Here is a 21923-nt window from a genome sequence, read left to right on the forward strand (position 1 = left end):
TCCTGCCCGCCGGATGTAACACGCGCATGTCAGCGCAAACATCCCTTCTTTCGGCGAGCACCTTTCGCGGGCGCTGCGCCCTGGCGGGGGTCAGAGTTTTTCAGTCGCGCGATCCAACCACAAACGGGTCTTGTCGTCCAGCAGGGGGCCGACCTTGTCACGGCAGGCAGCGTGGTAGCTGTCCAGCCAATCGCGTTCCTCGGGGCTCAGGAGCTCTGACAGGATCAGGCGGCGGTCGATGGGCACGAAGGTCAGGGTCTCGAAGCTCAGCATCGCGCGATCATCGGCGCCGGGCAGATCCGGGGCGGGCTCCACGACGATCAGGTTCTCGATGCGGATGCCAAAGGCGCCCTCGCGGTAATAGCCCGGTTCGTTGGACAGGATCATGCCCGGTTCGAAAGGCACGTCGCTGACCCGGCTCAGGCGCTGCGGGCCTTCGTGGACGCAAAGATAGCTTCCGACGCCATGTCCGGTGCCGTGGTCGTAATCCTGTCCCGCCAGCCACAGCGGATAGCGCGCCAGCGCATCCAGGTGCTGCCCGGCAAGCCCGCGCGGAAAGCGCAGGCGCGACACGGCGATCATGCCCTTCAATACGCGGGTGAAGGCGGCCTTTTCGTCGGCCCCCGTATCGCCGCCGACCAGAAGGGTGCGGGTGATATCGGTGGTCCCGTCCAGGTATTGCCCGCCGGAATCCAGCACCACCAGCTGGCCGTCTTCCAGCTGCCGGTTGCTGTCCGTGGAAACCTTGTAATGGGGCAGCGCGCCATTGGCGCCGGCGCCGGCGATGGTGTCGAAGCTGATTTCCATCAGGCCGTTGGTTTCCCGCCGGAAGATCTCCAGCCGGGTGGCAAGGTCGATCTCTGTCAGGGTGGTCTGGGCGGCGGCGTCATACCAGGCAAGGAAGCGGCACATGGCCTGGGCATCGCGCAGATGGGCGGCGCGGGCGCCGGCAATTTCGGTGGGGTTCTTGCGGGCCTTGGGCAGAACGCAGGGATCACTGTCCCAGGCGATCTCGGCCCCCGCAAGACGCTGTTCGACCCAGACCGGGCAGGAGGCCGGATCAAGCCGGATCTGCCCGGTCGCCTCGTCCGAAAGACGTTCCAGCGTCGGGCCGAAGGCGGATGGTTCCTCGACCGTGACTTCGGTGCCGAGGTGGTCGATCAGCGCTTCTTCGACCTTGGCATAGCTGGCGAACAGGGTGACCTGGCCGCTGGCATGCAGCAGCGCAAAGGCATGGGCCACCGGGTTGCGGTCAATGTCGCTGCCGCGGATGTTCAGCAACCAGGCGATGCTGTCGGGCAGGGTCAACACGGCGGTTTCCTGACCCGCTTCGCGCAAGGTCGCCGCAAGGCGTGCGATCTTCGAGGTCAGTTCCTCGCCCGCGAAATCGAGCGGTTGGGGCACGATATTGCCCTCGGGCGGGGCAGGCTGGTCGGGCCAGACCGCGTCGAGCGGGTTGGCGTCCAGCGGGCGCAGGGTCAGGCCGCTGCCTTTCAGGGCCTTGGTCAGGCGCGCGATCTCGGCGCGGGTATGCAGCCAGGGATCAAAGCCCAGCACGCCGCCCTCGGGCAGCACCCGGCGCAGCCAGGGGCCGGGCTGTGTCGCGGGCCAGTCGAGCTTTTCGATGGTGGGGTCGGTCTGTTCACGGGCCTGCACGGTATAGCGGCCATCGACGAAGAGCCCGGCGGTGTCGGTTGTCACGATGCAGAACCCGGCCGAGCCGGTGAAGCCGGTCAGCCAGGCCAGCCGGTCATCGCGCGGGGCGACATATTCGCCCTGGTGCGCATCGGCGCGCGGCACGAGAAAGGCATCGACGCCGCAAGCCGTCATTGCGCTGCGCAGATCGGCAAGGCGGGGTGGCCCCTGGTCGGGCGAGCTTTGGCTTTCGAAGGTCTGGAACATCTCTCTCGCTTCCCCGAAGGCGCGGGGGTGCTGGCCCCCGACGCCGTCGATCACATCGCCTTGCGAATGCCGACCATCCGGGCCTGCGCCCTTGGGTCGTTGTCGAACAGGCTGGCCAGTTGCTCGGTCATCGCCCCGGCCAGCTGATCAACATCGGTGATGGTGACGGCGCGCTGGTAATACCGCGTCACGTCATGGCCGATGCCGATGGCGATCAGTTCGACCTGGCGGCGCTTTTCCACCATGGCGATCACGTCGCGCAGGTGCTTTTCAAGGAAGCTGGCGGAATTGACGCTGAGGGTGGAATCATCCACCGGTGCCCCGTCCGAGATCACCATCAGGATCTTGCGCGCCTCGCGCCGGGCCACGGTGCGCCGATGTGCCCATTCCAGGGCCTCGCCGTCGATGTTTTCCTTCAGCAGGCCTTCCTTCATCATCAGCCCGAGGTTGGAGCGCGACCGCCGCCAGGGCGCATCCGCCTGCTTGTAGACGATGTGGCGCAGGTCGTTCAGGCGGCCGGGTTGCTGTGGTCGGCCATCGGCCAGCCATTTCTCGCGGCTCTGGCCACCTTTCCAGGCGCGGGTGGTGAATCCGAGGATCTCGACCTTGACCGAGCAGCGTTCCAGTGTGCGCGCCAGCACATCCGCACAGATCGCCGCGATCGAGATCGGGCGGCCGCGCATCGAGCCGGAGTTGTCCAGCAGCAGCGTCACCACGGTATCGCGGAATTCGGTGTCCTTTTCGACCTTGAAGGACAGGGGCGTCGTCGGGTTCGCCACCACGCGCGCAAGGCGCCCGGCATCCAGGATGCCTTCTTCCAGGTCGAATTCCCAGCTGCGGTTCTGCTGCGCCTGAAGACGGCGTTGCAGCTTGTTCGCCAACCGCCCCACCGCGCCTTTCAGCGGGTCGAGCTGCTGGTCGAGATAGGCGCGCAGCCGGTCCAGTTCGGCCGGGTCGGCAAGTTCGTCGGCCAGCACCTCTTCGTCGAAATCGCGGACATAGACGGTGTAATTGGGATCGGCGTCGCTGACGGGCGCAGGGGCGGGCGGTTCCATCGGGGCTTCGCCCTCTGGCATCTCGGCCTCTTCGCCGGCCTCCTGATCGGCCATGTCATCGGCGCTGACCTCGGCTTCCGAGGGGTCCTGTTCCTGCTCCTGGCTTTGCTCGGGGCTGGCTTCGGGCTGATCGTCGCTGTCGTCATTGCCGGTGGAATCGGGATCCTGTTCCTCTTCCTCGCCGTCCTGGGCCTCGTCGTCGGCCTCGTCGTCCTCGCCATCCGGGTCATCTCCCAGCTGGTCGCCATAGCCGAAATCCTCGATGATCTTGCGGGCGAATTTGGCAAAGGCGGCGGGGTCCGAGATCTTGGCCTGAAGATCCTCCAGCGTCTCGGCGGCGCGTTCCTCCATGAAGGGGCGCCAAAGCTCCATCACGTTGTCCGCGCCTTCCGGCATGGGGCGGCCCGTGGCCAGATGGCGGATCAGGTAGCCGGCAGCAACGGCCATCGGGGCATCCTGCTGTTTGGTGATCCCGGCATAGCCGGCGCGCTTGGCCTCGGCGGCGATCTTGTGGTCGATATTGCCGGCCGTTCCCGGCATGTCACGGGCGCCCATGGCCTCGCAGCGCGCGGTTTCCATCGCGTCGTAAAGCTCGCGCGCCATCTGCCCGTCCGGGGTGTAGCGCGCATGGGTGCCGGTATCGTGGTACTTGTGATGCAGGGCCAGCGCATCCGCCGTGCCACGGGCCAGAAGGACTTCTTCCTTCGACAGGCGGCGGCTGATCTGTGGCAGGCGCACGGAATCACCGCTCTTGCCAGAGGGGTCGACCGAATACTGGACGTTCAGGTCGGAATCATTGGCCATGACCTTGGTGGCCTCGGCCAGAGCCTTCTTGAACGGATCTGCGGGATTATCGCTGGGTTTGTTCATGCCAACGATAAAGCATCCCGCGCCGGGGCAGGCAAGGGGCAGCCAGAGGCTTGGCGACAGGAAAGCGCAGGGGCCGGGTATTGCGCGACCTGACGGACGGGCGCCGGGTCGTTTCAAGAGGGTGTCTCGAGGGGGCTGTCGGGGTCTTCAGCCGCCGCTTGAGGCGGCGGCGCCACCGGCTTCGCGTTGCTGCGGCAGTAGCGCGTTGCAGCGGGCCAGAAAACGGGCCGAGACGCGCGTCGCGCGCGCCGCTTCCACGGCATCCCAGGAAAAGGCGGCGCGGCGCAGCAAGCGGGCCTGCGCCACCTTGGCCTCAAGGCGCAGGGCCCGCACCCGGCTGTCCGCGCCCTCGGGGGCGACCGCATCCAGCAGGTCGATCATCTGGTTGCGGCGTATCGCGGTGGCACCAGAGGCCGGGTCCGAGAACAACCATTGGTGCTCCATCTCGGCTGAAAGCCGACCCGCGCAACTGGCGAACAGGCGCACGATCTCTTCAACCGGGGCAGAGGATCCGGAGCGGGGGAACAATGGCGTCAGGACAAGCGCAAGCGCCAGCCCCGCAGCCGGTAAGCATTTCTGCCGTGCCATGGTGAACCTCGAAGGCGGTGGTCCGGCAGGGTGCCGCGACCAAACGGGCCGAGGTGGGGCGGGTGGGGTAAGCCAGGCGCGCCCTGTCGGTCCTCCATCACCCTAGGGGCGGAAAACTTGCGATTCGGTTCATGGGTCGCGCGCCGGCCCGGGGTAGGGCGGCGTCAGTCGGGCAGAAATGAAGAGGGGTGGTGGGGCGCGCTGCGAAGTCGCGCCCGGGGGGCGATCAGCCCGAAAATCCGGGCTGATCGATCAGGTCCTCAGCCCGCCGCGACGGCGGCGCTTTCGGGCAGTTCCTCGTCAAAGCAGCGCTGGTAGAACTCGGCCACGGTCTGGCGTTCAAGCTCGTCGCATTTGTTGAGGAAGGTCAGCCGGAAAGCGTATCCGGTGTTGCGGAAGATCTCGGCATTGGTTGCCCAATTGATCACGGTACGCGGCGACATGACGGTCGACAGGTCGCCGTTCATGAAGGCGGTGCGGGTCAGCCCGGCCAGGGTCACCATCTGGGAAATGATCCGGCGGCCCTTCTCCGTGTTGTAGTGAGGCGCCTTCGACAGGATGATCGCGGCCTCGGCATCATGGCTGAGGTAGTTCAGGGTCGCCACCAGGGACCAGCGGTCCATCTGGGCCTGGTTGATCTGCTGGGTGCCGTGATACAGCCCCGTCGTGTCGCCCAGACCCACCGTGTTCGACGTGGCGAAGAGGCGGAAATACTTGTTCGGTGTGATGATCTCGTTCTGGTCAAGCAGCGTCAGCTTGCCATCGGTTTCCAGAACCCGCTGGATCACGAACATCACGTCGGCGCGGCCGGCGTCATATTCGTCAAAGACGATGGCGGTCGGATTGCGCAGCGCCCAGGGCAGGATTCCTTCGTGGAATTCGGTGACCTGCATGCCATCCTTCAGCTTGATCGCATCCTTGCCGATCAGGTCGATCCGGCTGATGTGGCTGTCGAGGTTGACGCGCACGCAGGGCCAGTTCAGGCGGGCGGCGACCTGTTCGATGTGGGTCGACTTGCCCGTACCGTGATAGCCCTGCACCATGACGCGGCGGTTGTGGCTGAACCCGGCCAGAATGGCGAGCGTGGTGTCGGGATCGAAGCGGTAGGTCGGGTCCGCTTCGGGCACGCGATCCGTCAGGGAATCGAACCCTTTGACGATCATATCGGTATCAATACCAAAGGTTTCGCGCACCGAAATCTCTTCGGTCGGTTTGGCGTTGATATCCAGTGATCCGTCGGCCATGGTCGGTCAGTCCCTTGTCGTGTTCCTCGCAGTCCGGCAATGCCCCGGACCCTCGACGCACAATATCGAAGCGGACAGCGAGCGAAAGGGCAAAAAGCGCGCAGGCGTCCCGCAGCGGGAAACGCAGGCCGGGATGACCGGGGCAGCAAGGCCGGGGGCAGGGGCCGCCAAGGGGAATGCCCAAGGGCACAAACGGGAGTGGGGAGACAAGCTTACATGGCCACCCTGGACGAGATCGAGCAACTGATCGCCCGCACCGCACTGGCGGACCGGGCTGCCTTTCAAAACCTCTATCGGCTGACCTCGGCGAAACTATTCGGCATTGCCCTGCGTGTCTTGGGGACAAGAAGCGAAGCCGAAGAGGCCATACAGGAAACCTATATCAAGATCTGGCGCAATGCCGGGCGGTATGCGTCCGGGGGCTATAGCCCGATGACCTGGCTCATCACGATTGCACGCAACACGGCGATCGACCGCCTGCGCGCCCGGCGGGCAGGCGGAGAGGACATGGCCGAGGCCGATGACATCGCCTCGCCCGATCCGACGCCCGAAGCGGCGGCGATCGCCAGTTCCGAACGCGCCCGCCTGCTGGGCTGTCTGGAAGAGCTGCCCGACGACCGGTCGGCGGCGGTGCAGGGGGCCTATCTGATGGGCCTGAACTATCAGGAGCTGGCCGAGAAACACGGCGTGCCGCTGAACACGATGCGAACCTGGCTGCGCCGCAGCCTGCTGAAACTTAGGGAATGTCTGACGCGATGAGCGATGGTGACGATCATATCCCGCCAGAGGGCGGCCAGCCGGGGGATGGAGACCGCATTCTGGCGGCGGAATACCTGCTGGGCCTGCTGTCTCCGGCGCAGGCGACCGCCTTTGAATCCCGGCTGACGGGCGATGTGGCGCTGCGCGATCTGACCGCCGCCTGGGCCGATGATTTCGTGGCCATGACCGATGAAATCGCTGCCGTGGAGCCGCCTGCGCGGGTCTGGAGCGCCATTCAGTCGGGCCTCTGGCCCGAAGAGGCCAGCAGGGCCACCTCGATCCGGACCGGAGCCTCGCGGAACGCCCTTTTCGGCCGGTTGTTCGGCGGTCTTGCCGTGGCGGCGATGCTGGCCGTGCTGGTGATGCAATCGGATCTTCTGGTTCCCGGCCAGCCCGGTTACCTCGCCGATATCGCCTCGACCGAGACCGAGGCGCATTTCACCGCCGCCTATGATCCCGACAGCGGCGCGTTGCGCCTTGCCCGGGTCGGGGACGAGGCCGCAGCGGGGCGCAGCTATGAGCTTTGGCTGATCGCAGGCGATGCGGCCCCTGTTTCGGTCGCGGTCTGGCCGGAGGCGACCGAGGCGCTGGAGGTGCCGCTTGGCACCGAACTGGCCGGATTGCTGCCCGGTGCGGTGCTGGCGATCACCGACGAACCCTTCGGCGGCGCGCCGAACGGGGTGCCGACAGGGCCGGTCGTGGCAAGCGGCGTGGTGGCAGAAGGCTAGCGCCGCAGCGCGACCTCGCCCACCTCATGACAAGGGGCCGTGCCAGAGGGCGCGGCCCTTTTGAGTGACTGGGCGCCCGCTACGGCCCGCGAAAATGCTTCAAATGTCTGGCATCCCCGTCCGGTTAACGAGGAATTCGCTCGCCTTCGTCACAAAGGACACAGGGCCTGCATGGTTTCGCCAAGGCCACGTATCGGTCCGGCACATCGGGCTGTCATGGACGCCTCCCTGCCGGGGCGCGGCCGAAATTCAGAGGTCGAGGAATGCTTGCACCCATTGGACGTCGTCAATCGGCTTCGCTTTTCGTTCTGGCCCTGTTGGGGCTGGCATGGCTGGGGGAAAACCTCAGCTCTGCCGGGGCGGGCATTTCTGCCCCCTCGAACGTCGCTCCCTCAACGCTTGATGCCCGAACTTTCGCGGGGTGGGGGGGCCGATAAACGGCTTGCCCCCCGCGTTTCGTCCAGACCCGCCCGCGGCCAAGGCCGCCGCAACTTACTTGAAGTTGCGGCTGTCCTTCAATTGTTCCCAGGCCCAGACGACAAGCTGAAGCTGGTCTTCCTGGCTGCGGTCGCCACCGTTCATGTCCGGATGCAGGACCTTGATCAGCGCCTTGTAGGCCTTGCGCAGATCCGTCTTGCTGGCGGTTTCCCGCACTTCCAGGATCTCGATCGCCTTGCGTTCGGTCGGGGGCAGGCGGCGGGTTGCCGCGGCACCGGCGTTCTTGCCCGGGTTCTGGGTCGCGTTCTCGCCCAGCACCTGATGCGGGTCCTCGATGCCCAGCCGGGCCCAGGCCCGCGCCTCGGGGTCGCCAAGCGGCTTTGTCTTGCGCTCCCAAACCTTGTCATCGGATTGCTGGGCGTTCAACTCCGCCTCGGTCCGCCCGTCGAAGAAGCTCCATTTCTGGTTATATTCGCGCACGTGATCCTTGCAGAACCAGTAATAATCGTCGAGCACGTCCGGCGCCTTGGGCGCCCGGTACTTGCCCGGTTCCTCACAGCCTTCGTGTTCGCAAACACGGACCGAGGTCTCGGAGGCGCCGGACATGCCGCGCCGGCCGCGATTCGTTTTCTTCTTCGCGGTGGAGATCGACATGTCGAAACCGAAGGGATCGTTTTTGGGCATCGCGGGACCTTTCCGTACAGACCTTTCCGAGTCAGGCGGTGCAGTTTAGACTCTGTGGCGTCAGATTGAAGAGGCGAGTGGAAAAAAAGATGACCAGACAGGCAGAGATCCGCAGGCGGCTGGAAGCGGCCTTCACCCCGGAAGCGTTGGAAGTTCTTGACGAAAGCGAACAGCATCGCGGCCACGCGGGGTTCCAGGATGGCGGTGAAAGCCATTTCCGGGTCCGTATGCGCGCGGCCGCCATGGCTGGGCAAAGCCGTATTGCACGGCATCGCGCGGTACATTCGGCCATCGGGCCGGACCTGATGGGCCAGATCCATGCGCTGGCTCTGGAGCTTGAGGCGCCCGCCTAGGCGCAAGGTTCCGGCCCCAGGGCGACACCACGCGCCCGAAGGCGGCCAGGCGCCCTAGCTGGCGGGCTTGGTGTGATCCGTGTCGCTTTGGGCCAAATCTTCCGCCTCGTCTTCAACCGCCTCGCCCTTGCGGGCGGTCAGGACGGGGCCGCGGCCACCGGCGGGCCCCCGGGCGGGACCAAGGCGTTGTCTCTGGGCCTCGGTGGAAACGGCGGCCATCGGGGTTTCCTGCGGCGTGTCGACGTCCATGACCTCGGCCCGGTAGGTATCCAGCGGCGAGGGGCGGCAAAAAATCAGCACATTGCGATAGGTGGTCGCGCTGCCGGTCAGGCCCGAGCGTTCTTCCTGCGGCAGCATCTCGGCCCGCTGGTATTGCCAGCCATCGGCGGCCAGCTTGTTGATCAGGGCTTCAAGGCCATGGGCAAAACGGTCTTCGCTGGTTTTCGCCCCGGCGGCCTTGCGGGGCGCTTTCACGGGGGCGGGAACCACCTTGTATTCATAACGGCTCATCCGGCGTCTCCTTTGTCGCGTCCCTTGCGGTGGGGCTGTCCCCTCTAGATGCATTCCCCTGCGCGATTGGCAAGAGGGCCGTGGGGGCTACTTGCGGATGCGCATCGGGGCGCCGACCCAATCGGGCACAGCCGTATCGCCATGGCTGGCCAGCGCTGCCTCCAGTGCGGCCTTCTGGGCGGGTTGATAGGCGGCGACGCGGGGTCCGGCCTGATCGATATGAAGCGAGATCCCTTCGCCGGTGGCCGCGATCCAGCCGTCTTCGTGGATCAGTTCCTGAGCATAGTGATAGGCCTTGGGGCCGACGTCCAGCACCCGGACCGAACTGCGTACCCTGGCGCCCAGATGCAGTTCCTGCAGGTATCGGATGCGGAATTCGGCGGTGTAGGTCGTATGCGCCTGCGCCTTCATGTAGCTTTCACCAAGGCCCATATCTTCTTGAAAAGGCTCAAGTCCGAGGTCGAAAAGCACCCCATAGAAGGCCATGTTGAGATGGCCGTTGTAGTCGATCCAATCAGGTTTCAGGTCCATGGCGGGCGATACGTAAAGGGGCATGCGGTCTCCTGGTGCAGGCGCCGGCGCGGGGGCCGGTCAATGGCAGGCAGCCTAGCAGGCGCAGAAGGCAGGGCAAGGGGCGGGGCCGTTTCAAGGGCCTGTGGTGCGCCGCAGTCGGGGCCGCCTGGGCGACCTGATCCATCCGCCCAAGGATATCCTTGCGCAACACCTGCGCGGCCAAAGTGAAAGGCCGCGCTTTCTCCGTCGAGCACCTCGAGAGCGGCATCTACATGGGCAAGGATCGCGATGCGGGCGGGATCGAACAGATCTTCGCGCGCCAGGTCCCTACGCCAGGACCGGTTGGCCTTGAGGTCGCCTTCGCCACATTCCGGATGAGCGCGGAATTCCCGCTCCAGAGCATTTTCGATCCGAGGTGCGGCGGCAACCGGCAGAATTGGCCGTCATGCCGATGGTCGCCAGCCCGACCGTGGGCAGGACGATCCGGGCAATCGAGGCGGTGTTCAGGTTGGAGCTGTCCCAGGCAAGGCAGCAGGCGCCGATGCAGCGCTCTCCCGGGTTTCCCGCAACGTCCTTGAATGCCGGCGGTTGGTGTCCCCGATCCGTCCTTGCGTCAATGCATGGTGTTCGGGCGAAGGATCGCAGGCAAGGTTGTTGCCCCTCGGGTCCGGGAAAGGCGGCCCGAGGGGGGGGCCTTGCAACCAGTTCGGGCAAATCCTGCGACCCGCAGGGGCAGGGACACGCGCGGACTGCGGCCGATCCTCGATGAAAAAAGGGGGCAGGGCCTGCGCCTTGCCCCCCATCGGGTGTGTCGTGTCCGGCTCTGGGGCCGGGCCTCAGAGCCCCAGTTTCGCCGCGACGAGGTCGTTGACCGCCTTGGGGTTGGCCTTGCCGCCGGTGGATTTCATCACCTGGCCGACGAACCAACCGGCCAGCTTCGGGTTCTGCTTGGCCTTTTCGACCTGGGCCGGATTGGCGTCGATCACCGCGTCGACGGCCGCTTCGATGGCGCCGGTATCGGTCACCTGTTTCAGGCCGCGCGCCTCGACGATGGCCTCGGCGGTGCCGCCTTCGGTGAACAGGATCTCGAAGACATCCTTGGCGATCTTGCCGTTGATGTCGCCCTTGACGATCAGGGCGATCAGCCCGCCAAGTTGCGCGGGAGAAACCGGGCTATCGGTGATCTCCAGGTCGTCCTTCTTGAGGCGGCCGAACAATTCGTTGATCACCCAGTTGGCCGCCAGCTTGCCGTCCTTGCCTGCGCCGACGACCTCTTCGAAGAAGACGGCATTGGCGACTTCGGCGGTCAGCACCGAGGCGTCGTATTCGCTGAGGCCGAAGTCCTTGACGAAGCGCGCCTTCTTGTCGTCGGGCAATTCGGGCAGGGTTTTCGCGATATCATCGACCCAGCCCTGTTCGATTTCCAGCGGCAGCAGGTCGGGATCGGGGAAGTAGCGGTAATCATGCGCTTCTTCCTTGGAGCGCATGGAGCGGGTCTCGTTCTTGTCGGGATCGTAGAGACGGGTTTCCTGTTCGATCTCACCGCCCGCTTCCAGGATCTGGATCTGGCGGCGCGCCTCGTAGTCGATGGCCATCTGGATGAAGCGCATGGAGTTCATGTTCTTCAGCTCGCACCGCGTGCCCAGGTGGCCGAAATCCTGGGTTTCCATGTACTTCTCGTACTGGCCGGGACGGCAGACCGACACGTTGACGTCAGCGCGCATGTTGCCGTTCTGCATGTTGCCGTCGCAGGTGCCGAGATAGCGCAGGATCTGGCGCATCTTGACGACATAGGCGGCGGCCTCTTCGGGGCCGCGGATGTCGGGCCGCGAGACGATCTCCATCAGGGCAACGCCGGTGCGGTTGAGGTCGACGAAGGACATCGCCGGGTCCATGTCGTGGATCGACTTGCCGGCGTCCTGTTCCAGGTGAATGCGTTCGATGCGGACAAGGCGGGCGATGCCGGGCGCCATGTCGACCAGGATTTCGCCTTCGCCGACGATCGGGTGGTAGAGCTGACTGATCTGGTAGCCTTGCGGCAGATCCGGGTAAAAGTAGTTCTTGCGGTCAAAGGCCGAGAACAGGTTGATCTGCGCCTTCAGGCCCAGCCCGGTGCGCACGGCCTGTTCGACGCAGTATTCGTTGATGACCGGCAGCATCCCCGGCATGGCGGCATCGACGAAGGCGACGTTGGAATTGGGCTCGGCCCCAAAGCGGGTGGAGCCGCCGGAGAAGAGTTTCGCCTGCGAGGAGACCTGTGCGTGGACCTCCATCCCGATCACCAGCTCCCAATCGTGTTTCGCGCCCGCGATGACTTTGGGTTTCGGGGTCTCGTAGGTGAGGTCCAGCATGGAATATCCTTTCGGCGGCGGTCTGGTCCGGGGTTCTAGGCACTTGGCCGGATCGGGGCAAGAGGGTTGGGCGGTGCCGGGGGCTCTGCCCCCCGCCCCGAGGCGGCCTGGATGGCCACCTCGGGGCGTCCCCCGGGATATTTCGAACAGGGAAACGGGGCGTCGGGAGTCAGGCGGCGAGGATTCGGGTGATCATTTCCGAGGTGTCGCGGCTGAGCCCGTCGCGGGAGAGGATGCGTTCCAGTTCGGCGCGGATCATGTCCTGGCGGTCGGCATCGAAACGTTTCCAGGTTTCAAAGGCGGTGCTCATCCGGGCGGTGGTCTGCGGGTTGAGCGCATCGAGGCGGATGAGCCAGTCCGCCAGCAGGCGGTAGCCGGCGCCGGAGGCATGGTGGAAGCCTGCCGGGGACGCCGCCAGCGCACCGAAGGTGGCGCGAAAGCGGTTGGGGTTTTTCATGTCGAAATCCGGGTGTCCGGCCAGCCGGGCCGCCGTGGCGGCGGTCTGGTCGGGGGCTGCGAAAGCCACCTGGAGAGAGAACCACTTGTCGATCACGAGGCGGTCGGACTGCCACTGGTCGTAGAAGGCCCCAAGCGCGTCATCGGCCATTCCGATGGAGAGCAGGCAGGACAGGGCCGCCAACTGCTGGGTCATGTTGTCGGCTTCGGCGTACTGGACGCGGGCGCGTTCGCCACCGTCACGGCGCGACAGCAGGGCGAGGGCGCTGTTGGCCAGGGCGCGGGCGGCCGCCGGAGCGGCTTCGGGGGCGTATCTGCCGGGGACCTGGTGGGCGTCGAAGAGTTGGGCCAGCAGATCGGGCATGAAGTCGGCCATGGCGTCGCGCATCGCCTCGCGCTTGTCCCAGATGCGTTGCGGGTCGGGAACATGGCCGGTGTCGGCCAGGCTTTGCGCCAGGTCGTCTTCGGAGGGCAGCGCCATGGCCAGGGCGCGGAAGGCCGGGTCCAGCGTTTCATCCCCGAGCAGGGTGGTCAGCGCGCCGAGGTAGGCGGGATCGGCGGGCGCGTCGTCTGTGATCATCCGCATCAGGGCCTGCTTGGCCAGGGCACGGCCGGCTTCCCAGCGGCAATAGGGGTCGGTGTCATGGGCCAGCAGGAAGGCGCGATCGGCGTTGTCCTGATCACGTTGCAGGATCACCGGGGCCGAGAAGCCGCGCAGGACCGAGGCCACGGGGCGGGCACCGAGACCGGAGAAGGAGAAGCTTTGTTCTGTTTCGGTCATTTCCAGCAGGGTTGTTTCCTGCACCTCTTCGCCATCGGGGCCGATCAGGCCGACGGCGATTGGCAGAACCTGGGGCTGCTTGTCGGTCTGGCCGGGCGTCGGCGGTGTCCGCTGGCTGAAATGCAGCGTTAAGGTGCCCTCGTCCCAGGTTTCGCGCAAGGTCAGGCGTGGCGTGCCCGCCTGGCTGTACCAGCGTTTGAACTGGCCGAGATCGCGACCTGTCGCCTCTGTGAATACCTGCAACCAATCCTCGATCGTGCAGGCCTGGCCGTCGTGGCGGGTGAAGTAGAGGTCGCAGGCCTTTTCATAGGCTTCGTCCCCGACAAGGCGTTTCAGCATGCCGATGACCTCGGCGCCCTTTTCGTAGACCGTTGCGGTGTAGAAGTTGTTGATCTCGCGAAAACTTTCGGGGCGCACCGGGTGGGCCAGCGGGCCGTTGTCCTCGCGGAACTGGCGGGCGCGCAGGGCGATCACATCCGAGATCCGCTTGACCGGGGCGCTGCGCATGTCCGAGGTGAACTGGCTGTCGCGGAAGACGGTCAGCCCCTCTTTCAGGCACAGCTGGAACCAGTCGCGGCAGGTGATCCGGTTGCCGGTCCAATTGTGGAAATATTCATGGGCGATGATCGCTTCGACCCGTTCGAAATTCCCGTCGGTCGAGGTTTCGGGGCTGGCCAGCACGCAGGAGGAGTTGAAGACGTTCAGCCCCTTGTTTTCCATCGCCCCCATGTTGAAATCATCGACCGCAACGATGTTGAAGATATCGAGGTCGTATTCCCGGCCATAGACCTCTTCGTCCCATTTCATCGACTTTTTCAGCGCCTCCATGCCGAAGGCGCATTTGCCTTCGTCGCCGGGGCGGACCCAGATGTTCAGCGCGACGTCCTTGCCGGACTGGGTGGTGAAGCTGTCGGGATGGGCGATCAGGTCACCGGCCACCAGGGCAAAGAGGTAGGCGGGCTTGGGCCAGGGGTCATGCCATTCGGTCCAGCCGGGCCCGCTGGCGCCCGGGTTGCCGTTCGACAGCATCACCGGCAGATCGCTTTCGATCCGCACGGTAAAGGTCGCCATCACGTCGGGGCGGTCGGGGTAATAGGTGATCTTGCGGAACCCTTCGGCCTCGCACTGGGTGCAGTACATGCCGTTGGACATGTAGAGCCCTTCCAGCGCAAAGTTCTGCGCCGGCGCGATTTCGACCTCGGTTTCCCAGGTGAAGGCGCCATCGGGCACTGCGCAGGTCAGGCCTTCGTCCGTCACATCGGGGGTGACGGGGGCGCCGTCGATCCGGGCCGAGATCAGGGTCAGCTTTTCGCCGTGCAGGAAGAAGCGGTCCTGCGTCCCGTCCGGGTTGGGGCGGAACCGGATCCGGCTTAGGACCCGCGTGGCGTCTGGCGCAAGGCGGAAAGTCAGCGAAACATCCTCGACCAGCCAGCCCGGCGGTGTGTAATCCGCAAGGAAGATCGTTTCGGCGGAATGATCGGCAGCTGCATCTTTCATCTTCGGGTCCTTTTATCCGGTCTGGTGATCTTCCGCGCCCGGGCCCGGATTGCAAGGGGGCAGGGGCGGAAGGGGGCGGTTGCGACCCGTCCGGTCAGCGATCTGGTGCGCCTCTCTTTGCCGGCAAGGGCCAGCCGCGCGCGGTCCTTGGGGAACATCCTGGGGGCGGGTGTCGTTGGTCTTGGGCACATCACAAGGAAGGGGCCCACCATGTCCGCACCAGACACAGAAATCGCCGAACAGGAAAAACGCCATCGTACACCGATCTGGGGCATCGTAATTGCCACCATCGTCGGGCTGGTGATCGGGGGCGCCGCAACGTTCAAGGCTACCTCGGGCGATCCCGAACCGGGCGATGCCGCGATCACGCCGGCCGGTGAGGGCGCGCAAGTCCAGCCTGTGGACTAAGGCGCGGCGGGCCCTGCAGCCAGGCATCGCGCCTGCTGACCCAGCGTGATGCCCGCGGACTGCCCGTCAGCAGCCCAGCCTGCCGAATTTCGGTGCACCGCGCCCCCGTGGTGCATCTGCGCACAGCAAAAGCCGTTTTCATTGGCTGCGCGCGCGCCTAGTCTAGGGTCAGGCAACAAAGGCGCAACCATGTCCAGACCCCTTATCGGCATCATCTCCAACCAGCATGTGGTCGAAAGCACGTACCGCATTCATGCAGGTGGCGTGATGAATTCCACGGCGGTGGCCGAGGTGTCGGATTGCATGCCGGCGCTGATCCCCGCCGATCCGCGAATGGTCTCGGTCGAGGAACTGCTGGAAAGCTTCGACGCCTTCCTGCTGACGGGTGGGCGGCCGAACGTGCATCCCTCTGAATACGGTGAAGCGGAAACCGAGGCACATGGGGCCTTCGACCGGGCTCGCGATGCGATCACCCTTCCGCTGATCCGCGCCTGCGTCGAACGCGGTCAGCCCTTCCTTGGCATCTGTCGTGGCTTTCAGGAGGTCGCGGTGGCCATGGGGTCGACCCTTCATCCTGAAATTCGCGATTTGCCGGGCCGGATGAACCACCGGATGCCCCCCGAAGGCACGCTTGAGGAAAAATTCGCCCTGCGCCACAAGGTCAGCTTTACCGAAGGCGGGGTCTTCCATCGTCTGATGGGCGCGCCCGAGGTGATGACCAACACGCTGCATGGTCAGGGCGTCATCCATCCGGGCAAGCGCTTCGTGATCGACGGCACCGCTCCGGATGGCACGGCCGAGGCCGCCTATATCGACGGCGCGCCGGGCTTCACCCTGGCTGTGCAATGGCATCCCGAATACAATGCCGCCAATGATCCGGTGTCCCGGCCCCTGTTTGAAGGGCTGGGCGCAGCCGCCCGCGCCTGGAAGGCCGGCGAGCGGGCCACCCCGATGCTGAAAACCGCCTGAACAGTGCATTGCGGCCCGGCGCGCGTGGCGCACGGGCATTGCCAACTGCGCGATGTCTTTCGCTTTGCGGGCCCGCGCGCTTCGTGCTGGCATGGGGCGCAAGGTGGGCTATGGTGACTTCGCGTGACTTTCTTCAACGATACCGGGTGGCTGGCGGATCGCGTCCCAAGCAGGAAACGCCGCGCGATTGCGCCGCTTTGCCGACGTCTGACGGCGGGATTTGGCGTCAATCTGCACTCTCTGTGCGTGTTAGCGCTGCCAAGGCTTCCCTGTTTCATCCAGTTGATGGAAAAGGGTTTCACCCTGCGCGGCAACGCGATCCCATGGTGGCGAAAGCGCCGCGGAATCGCTTTGAAGTAGCAGCAAGCAGACCGCCGGATTTGACTTGGCCCATCGGCCCTGTCATCCCGGCGAAAGTTTCGCGCCCGGACCTGGTGCGCGTTTCAAGGAGGTGTCGGACCCATGGTCCGACAAGAAGACATGCTCTTTCTCACCGGAAGGGCAGGATGTTCGAAAAAGGGGGACGTCACAGGTGAAAATCGGTACGCCAACAGAAGTTTTCGAGGGAGAAGCCCGCGTTGCCATGACGCCGGATTCGGCTCTGCAACTTCAGAAACTGGGGCATGAATGCTTCATCCAGTCCGGGGCAGGCCAGAAGGCCAGCTTTACCGACGCTGCATATGAAGAGGCCGGTGTCACCGTGCTTCCGGATGCCGCGACATTGTTCGACACCGTCGACATCGTGGCCAAGGTGCGCGCACCTTCCGATGACGAAGCGAAGATGCTGAAGTCGGGGCAGACCCTGATTTCCTTCTTCAACCCGGCCGGAAATACCGAACTGCTGGACCTGTGCAAGGATCAGGGCGCAACCGTCCTGGCCATGGAAATGATCCCGCGCATCAGCCGGGCGCAGAAGATGGACGCCCTGTCCTCGATGGCGAATATCGCGGGCTACCGCGCCGTGATCGAAGCCGGCAACAACTACGGCCGCTTCTTCACCGGTCAGATCACCGCCGCGGGCAAGGTGCCCCCGGCCAAGGTGCTGATCGTCGGCGCCGGCGTCGCCGGTCTGGCCGCCATCGGTGCCGCGACCTCGCTCGGTGCGATCACCTATGCCTTCGACGTGCGCCCCGAAGTGGCCGAACAGGTCGAATCCATGGGCGCCGAGTTTGTCTACCTGGACTTCGAGGAAGAGCAGACCGACGGTGCGTCCTCTGGTGGCTATGCCTCTGTTTCCTCGCCTGAATTCCGCGAAGCCCAGCTGGCGAAGTTCCGCGAGATCGCGCCCGAGATGGACATCGTGATCACCACGGCCCTGATCCCCAACCGCGAAGCGCCCAAGCTTTGGCTGGAAGACATGATCGCCTCGATGAAACGCGGCTCGGTCATCGTCGACCTGGCGGCGGAAAAGGGCGGCAATGCCGAAGGCACGGTGCCGGATGAAAAGATTGTCACCGACAACGGCGTCACGATCATCGGCTATACCGATTTCCCCAGCCGGATGGCGTCGCAGGCCTCCAGCCTTTACGCCACGAATATCCGCCACCTGATGACGGATCTGACGCCGGCCAAGGACGGTGTCGTCAACCAGAACATGGAAGACGACGTGATCCGTTCCGCGACGGTCACCCATGGCGGAGAGATCACCTTCCCGCCGCCGCCCCTGAAGATCAAGGCGATCGCGGCGCAGAAGCCGAAGGAAAAGGTCAAGGAGCCGACGCCGGAAGAACGGCGCGCGGCCGAAACCGCCGCCTTCAAGAAACAGACCCGCAACCAGGTCACCCTGCTGGTGATCGGCGCGGCGCTGCTGCTGGGGGTTGGCCTCGTCGCTCCGGCCAGCTTCATGCAGCACTTCATCGTCTTCGTGTTGTCGGTCTTCGTCGGCTTCCAGGTGATCTGGGGCGTGTCGCATTCGCTGCACACGCCGCTGATGGCGGTCACCAACGCGATTTCGTCGATCATCATCCTGGGCGCCCTGATGCAGATCGGGTCGGGCAGCTGGATCGTGATCCTGCTGGGGTCGTTGTCGGTCTTCATGGCCGGGATCAACATCTTCGGCGGCTTCCTTGTCACCCGGCGCATGCTCGCCATGTTCCAGAAATCGTAAGGAGGTCGGGATTATGGATTTCGGTTTCACGACAGCGGCCTATGTGGTCGCAGCGGTCCTTTTCATCCTGTCGCTGGGGGGGCTTTCGGGCCAGGAAAGCGCCAAGCGGGCCGTCTGGTACGGCATCGCGGGCATGGCGCTGGCGGTTTTCGCCACGCTGATCGGCCCCGGCGCAGGCTTCTGGCTGCTTTCGCTCATCCTGATCACAGCGGGCGGCATCATCGGCTTCTTCGTCGCCACGCGCGTCCAAATGACCGAGATGCCGCAACTGGTCGCAGCCATGCATTCGCTCGTCGGCCTGGCGGCGGTCTTCGTGGGCTTCAACGCCCACTTCGAACTGGCCCACGTCCTGCGCATGGACGAGGTCGAGCGCGCCACGCTGCACGGCTTTGCCGAGCTTCTGGCGCATAAGACCCTGGTCGAGCAGAATATCCTGCGGGTAGAGCTGTTCCTTGGCATCTTCATCGGGGCGGTGACCTTCACCGGGTCGGTGATTGCCTATGGCAAGCTGGCCGGCAAGGTGAACTCCAAGGCGACGAAGCTGCCCGGCGGTCACATGCTGAACGCAGCTGCGGCGGCGATTTCGGTCCTGTGCCTGATCTGGTACTTCAGCACCGGTGGCTTCCTGCCGTTGATCCTGATGACGGCGGCAGCGCTGTTCATCGGCTATCACCTGATCATGGGCATCGGTGGGGCGGACATGCCCGTCGTGGTGTCGATGCTGAACAGCTATTCCGGCTGGGCGGCAGCGGCCATCGGCTTCTCGCTCGGCAATGACCTGCTGATCGTGGTCGGCGCGCTGGTCGGCTCTTCCGGCGCGATCCTGTCCTACATCATGTGCAAGGCGATGAACCGCAGCTTCGTATCGGTCATCCTTGGTGGGTTCGGCGGCAGCGCCGGTCCGGCGATGGAAGTCGAAGGCGAACAGATCGCCATTGACGCGGACGGCGTCGCCTCGGCGCTGGACGAGGCAGACAGCATCATCATCATTCCGGGCTACGGCATGGCGGTGGCGCAGGCCCAGCAATCGGTCAGCGAGTTGACGCGCAAGCTGCGCGCCAAGGGCAAGACCGTGCGTTTCGCCATCCACCCGGTTGCGGGCCGTCTGCCCGGCCACATGAACGTGCTGCTGGCCGAGGCCAAGGTGCCCTACGACATCGTGCTGGAAATGGACGAGATCAACGACGACTTCCCGACCACGGACGTCGCCATCGTCATCGGCTCGAACGACATCGTGAACCCGGCCGCGCAGGAAGATCCCAACAGCCCCATCGCCGGCATGCCGGTTCTGGAATGCTGGAAGGCCAAGCAGGTCTTCGTCTCCAAGCGCGGGCAGGGTACCGGTTATTCCGGCATCGAGAACCCGCTGTTCTACAAGGACAACACGCGGATGTTCTACGGTGACGCGAAGAAGTCTCTTGATGAGCTGCTGACCAAGCTTTCCTGAGCCCGCATCAGTCAATCACGCCAGGGGGCGGTCCTTTCGGGGGCCGCCCTTTTTGTTGCGTGGTGGGTGGGGAAAGGTGCGGTGAGGTCGCTTGCGCAAGGCAGCTTCGCAAGCGTCCTTCGCGGGCGGGGCAACCGGAGGCTCTGCGCCCCGTACCGGGCTATTCATCCCTTAGCTAACCGTAGAAGCTTCTCCCAAGTCATTGGCAGGGCTTGCCCTTTGCACCAAAGCAAAACGCCCGAAGCAGGGCTCCGGGCGTTTCGAGGTCTCAGGCGTTCAGGGGATCAGCGACCGCGGATCCGCGGATCCAGCGCATCGCGCAGCCCGTCGCCAAGGTAGTTCACCGACAGCACGGTCAGCGAAATCGCGACCCCCGGCAGCAGCACCCGTTCAGGGTTCTGTTGCAGGTAATCCACCGCATCATACAGCAGCCGGCCCCAGGTCGGAAAATCCGGCGGGAAGCCAAGCCCGAGGAAGCTGAGCGCGCTTTCCGTGATGATCGCATTGGCAATCCCCAGCGTTGCCGAGACCACGATGGGCGAGATCACGTTGGGCAGGATATGGCGCAGGATCATCATCTTGTTTGTCGTCCCGATGGACCGCGCGGCCAGAACGAATTCCCGCTCCTTCAGCGCCAGAACATCGCCGCGCACGATCCGCGCCGTCGGCATCCAGGAGGTCACGCCGATCGCGGTCACGATCAGCAGGAAAATTCCGGTTTCGGTGCCGAAGGCCTTGGACAGCGGATCGCGGAACAGCAGCACCATGACCAGCAGCAGCGGCAGCAGGGGCAGGGCCAGGAACAGGTCCGTCACCCGCATCAGCAGGTTGTCGAGCCGCTTGAAATAGCCCGCCGAGATACCGACCAGCGTGCCAAGCACCAGCGCCAGCAGCATGGCGCTGATCCCGACCGCCAGGCTGACCTGGCCGCCTTCCATCAGGCGGGCCATCATGTCACGCCCCAGCTGGTCGGTGCCGAAGGGATGCGCCCAGCTGGGCCCTTCGTTGCGCGCCCGGAAGTCGATCTTGGCGGGGTCCAGACCCCAGAGATAGGGACCAAGGAAAACTCCGAGCACGATCAGCACGAAGACGATTCCGCCGGCCATGGCGCCCTTGTGGTGACGGAACTGGCTCCACACTTCGGCCCATTGGCTGCGTGGCGGGGTCGAGGGCACCGGTGCGGCCAGGATCTCGGACACCGGAACGTCGGGCGGCGGGGGGGGAGGTGTCTCAGTCATAGCGGATCCGCGGGTCGAGGATGCCGTAGAGCACGTCGGCAATCAGGTTGAAAAGGACGATCAGCACGGCAAAGATGAAGGTCAGCGTCTGCACCATCGGCAGGTCGTTGGCCTGGATGGCGCCGATCAGAAGCTGGCCGATGCCGTTCACCTTGAAGACCTGTTCGGTGATGATCGCACCGCCAAAGATCTGCGGAATGCCGAGCGCGATGACGGTGACCACGGGGATCATCGAGTTGCGCATCACATGGACCAGCACGACGGCCTTTTCGCCCAGACCCTTGGCGCGGGCGGTACGGACGTAATCCTGGTTCAGGTTGTCGAGCATCGAAGCCCGCATGAAGCGTGACAGTTGCGAGGTGATCTGCAGGGCCAGCACCATGACGGGCATGACCATCTGGCGGATCTGGGCGCCGAAGCTGTCCCAATCGGTGACCTTCAGCGTGGTGTCGTAGATCGACGGGAACCACCAGAAGCTTTCGCGCGGCATGTTGACCGAGAAGATCACGATGACCAGAACGCCGGAAAAGAACGGCGGCACCGAATAGCCGATCATGGTCACGAAGGTCCCGACGTTGTCGAAGACCGAATAATGCCGGTAGGCCGAATAGATGCCGATGGGCAGGGCGATCAGGATGGCGACCACATAGGCGGTGCCCACGACCCAAAGCGTCTGGGGCAGGCGTTGCACCACGATGTCCATGACGGGCGACCGGGTCTGCCAGCTGAAGACGCGCAGCTTGCCGTCGGCCAGGTGGGTGCCGAAGATATTGTCGATCAGCACCTGAGGTTCGATCCAGAAGAACTGCACCAGCCATTTGTAGAACTGGACATAGCCGGGTTCGCCAAGGCCAAGGGCCTCGCGCATCCGCTGCTTGACCTCGGGCGGGACGGTCAGCGGGACCTGGGCCATGGGATCGCCGGGCGACAGCTGCAGCAGGCCGAAAATGACCATGGCGATCGCAAGCAGCGTCGGGACGGCAATGATGAGCCGTCGGATGGTGAAATTGAGCATGAGGAGACCG

19 protein-coding genes are annotated in these 21923 nt (G+C 64.7%); 8 read left to right on the forward strand and 11 right to left on the reverse strand.

Annotation, left to right across the window (positions count from 1 at the left end):
- Positions 1 to 90: 90 nt before the first annotated feature.
- The 4 genes from PSAL_RS02255 to cobS all read right to left on the reverse strand — a co-directional run bounded on the left by PSAL_RS02255 (position 91) and on the right by cobS (position 5659).
- Positions 91 to 1902, reverse strand: coding sequence for an aminopeptidase P family protein (locus PSAL_RS02255; RefSeq protein ID WP_119839762.1), 1812 nt, complete (start codon positions 1900 to 1902; stop codon positions 91 to 93).
- A 50-nt stretch (positions 1903 to 1952) separates the two neighbouring features.
- Positions 1953 to 3827 carry a cobaltochelatase subunit CobT gene (gene cobT / locus PSAL_RS02260; protein ID WP_119839696.1) on the reverse strand — a complete coding sequence of 625 codons (1875 nt, stop codon included), beginning with the start codon at positions 3825 to 3827 and terminating at the stop codon, positions 1953 to 1955.
- Positions 3828 to 3974: 147 nt separating this feature from the next.
- Positions 3975 to 4415 (reverse strand): hypothetical protein, encoded by a 441-nt coding sequence (locus tag PSAL_RS02265; protein WP_119839695.1) that lies wholly within the window; start codon positions 4413 to 4415, stop codon positions 3975 to 3977.
- A gap of 260 nt (positions 4416 to 4675) precedes the next feature.
- Positions 4676 to 5659: a cobaltochelatase subunit CobS gene (cobS, locus tag PSAL_RS02270; RefSeq protein WP_119839694.1), complete on the reverse strand. Its 984-nt coding sequence runs from the start codon at positions 5657 to 5659 to the stop codon at positions 4676 to 4678.
- Positions 5660 to 5875: 216 nt separating this feature from the next.
- Between cobS and PSAL_RS02275 the strand changes: the two genes are divergently transcribed.
- Positions 5876 to 6418 (forward strand): sigma-70 family RNA polymerase sigma factor, encoded by a 543-nt coding sequence (locus PSAL_RS02275; protein ID WP_119839693.1) that lies wholly within the window; start codon positions 5876 to 5878, stop codon positions 6416 to 6418.
- The gene (locus PSAL_RS02280; RefSeq protein WP_119839692.1) at positions 6403 to 7146 is read left to right on the forward strand and encodes an anti-sigma factor; all 744 of its coding nucleotides are present in this window, start codon (positions 6403 to 6405) and stop codon (positions 7144 to 7146) included. The genes PSAL_RS02275 and PSAL_RS02280 overlap by 16 nt, the downstream gene beginning before the upstream one ends.
- A gap of 492 nt (positions 7147 to 7638) precedes the next feature.
- On the opposite strand, the gene PSAL_RS02285 is transcribed toward PSAL_RS02280, so the two are convergent.
- The gene (locus PSAL_RS02285) at positions 7639 to 8268 is read right to left on the reverse strand and encodes a J domain-containing protein (RefSeq protein ID WP_119839691.1); all 630 of its coding nucleotides are present in this window, start codon (positions 8266 to 8268) and stop codon (positions 7639 to 7641) included.
- An 89-nt stretch (positions 8269 to 8357) separates the two neighbouring features.
- Between PSAL_RS02285 and PSAL_RS02290 the strand changes: the two genes are divergently transcribed.
- Entirely contained in the window at positions 8358 to 8621 is a 264-nt protein-coding gene (locus tag PSAL_RS02290) for a BolA family protein (RefSeq protein ID WP_119839761.1), read from the forward strand.
- Positions 8622 to 8675: 54 nt separating this feature from the next.
- On the opposite strand, the gene PSAL_RS02295 is transcribed toward PSAL_RS02290, so the two are convergent.
- The 4 genes from PSAL_RS02295 to pepN all read right to left on the reverse strand — a co-directional run bounded on the left by PSAL_RS02295 (position 8676) and on the right by pepN (position 14729).
- Positions 8676 to 9131: a DUF4177 domain-containing protein gene (locus PSAL_RS02295; RefSeq protein WP_119839690.1), complete on the reverse strand. Its 456-nt coding sequence runs from the start codon at positions 9129 to 9131 to the stop codon at positions 8676 to 8678.
- Positions 9132 to 9218: 87 nt separating this feature from the next.
- On the reverse strand, positions 9219 to 9686 hold the full coding sequence (locus tag PSAL_RS02300) for a thioesterase family protein (protein WP_119839689.1): 468 nt from the start codon (positions 9684 to 9686) through the stop codon (positions 9219 to 9221).
- Between the two features lie 794 nt (positions 9687 to 10480).
- Positions 10481 to 11995 carry an Asp-tRNA(Asn)/Glu-tRNA(Gln) amidotransferase subunit GatB gene (gene gatB, locus PSAL_RS02305; RefSeq protein ID WP_119839688.1) on the reverse strand — a complete coding sequence of 505 codons (1515 nt, stop codon included), beginning with the start codon at positions 11993 to 11995 and terminating at the stop codon, positions 10481 to 10483.
- Positions 11996 to 12164: 169 nt separating this feature from the next.
- Complete coding sequence (gene pepN, locus PSAL_RS02310) at positions 12165 to 14729, reverse strand: aminopeptidase N (RefSeq protein WP_119839687.1); 2565 nt, start codon at positions 14727 to 14729, stop codon at positions 12165 to 12167.
- A 210-nt stretch (positions 14730 to 14939) separates the two neighbouring features.
- On the opposite strand from pepN, the gene PSAL_RS02315 reads away from it, so the two are divergent.
- The 5 genes from PSAL_RS02315 (at position 14940) to PSAL_RS02335 (ending at position 19660) form a co-directional block, all read left to right on the forward strand.
- Positions 14940 to 15137: a hypothetical protein gene (locus PSAL_RS02315; RefSeq protein ID WP_147407636.1), complete on the forward strand. Its 198-nt coding sequence runs from the start codon at positions 14940 to 14942 to the stop codon at positions 15135 to 15137.
- Between the two features lie 189 nt (positions 15138 to 15326).
- Positions 15327 to 16106 carry a gamma-glutamyl-gamma-aminobutyrate hydrolase family protein gene (locus tag PSAL_RS02320; protein WP_119839685.1) on the forward strand — a complete coding sequence of 260 codons (780 nt, stop codon included), beginning with the start codon at positions 15327 to 15329 and terminating at the stop codon, positions 16104 to 16106.
- A 123-nt stretch (positions 16107 to 16229) separates the two neighbouring features.
- Entirely contained in the window at positions 16230 to 16466 is a 237-nt protein-coding gene (locus tag PSAL_RS02325) for a hypothetical protein (protein ID WP_196222810.1), read from the forward strand.
- 172 nt (positions 16467 to 16638) lie between these two features.
- A complete protein-coding gene (locus PSAL_RS02330) occupies positions 16639 to 18213 on the forward strand; it encodes a Re/Si-specific NAD(P)(+) transhydrogenase subunit alpha (RefSeq protein ID WP_119839684.1) in 1575 nt (524 codons plus the stop codon).
- Positions 18214 to 18226: 13 nt separating this feature from the next.
- Positions 18227 to 19660 (forward strand): NAD(P)(+) transhydrogenase (Re/Si-specific) subunit beta, encoded by a 1434-nt coding sequence (locus PSAL_RS02335; protein WP_119839683.1) that lies wholly within the window; start codon positions 18227 to 18229, stop codon positions 19658 to 19660.
- A gap of 284 nt (positions 19661 to 19944) precedes the next feature.
- On the opposite strand, the gene PSAL_RS02340 is transcribed toward PSAL_RS02335, so the two are convergent.
- Positions 19945 to 20898, reverse strand: a complete 954-nt coding sequence (locus PSAL_RS02340) for an ABC transporter permease (protein WP_119839682.1) — start codon at positions 20896 to 20898, stop codon at positions 19945 to 19947.
- Positions 20891 to 21913 (reverse strand): ABC transporter permease, encoded by a 1023-nt coding sequence (locus PSAL_RS02345; protein WP_119839681.1) that lies wholly within the window; start codon positions 21911 to 21913, stop codon positions 20891 to 20893. The genes PSAL_RS02340 and PSAL_RS02345 overlap by 8 nt, the downstream gene beginning before the upstream one ends.
- Positions 21914 to 21923 lie beyond the last annotated feature (10 nt).

Origin of the sequence: Pseudooceanicola algae (assembly GCF_003590145.2) — a bacterium.
Classification (GTDB): domain Bacteria; phylum Pseudomonadota; class Alphaproteobacteria; order Rhodobacterales; family Rhodobacteraceae; genus Pseudooceanicola; species Pseudooceanicola algae.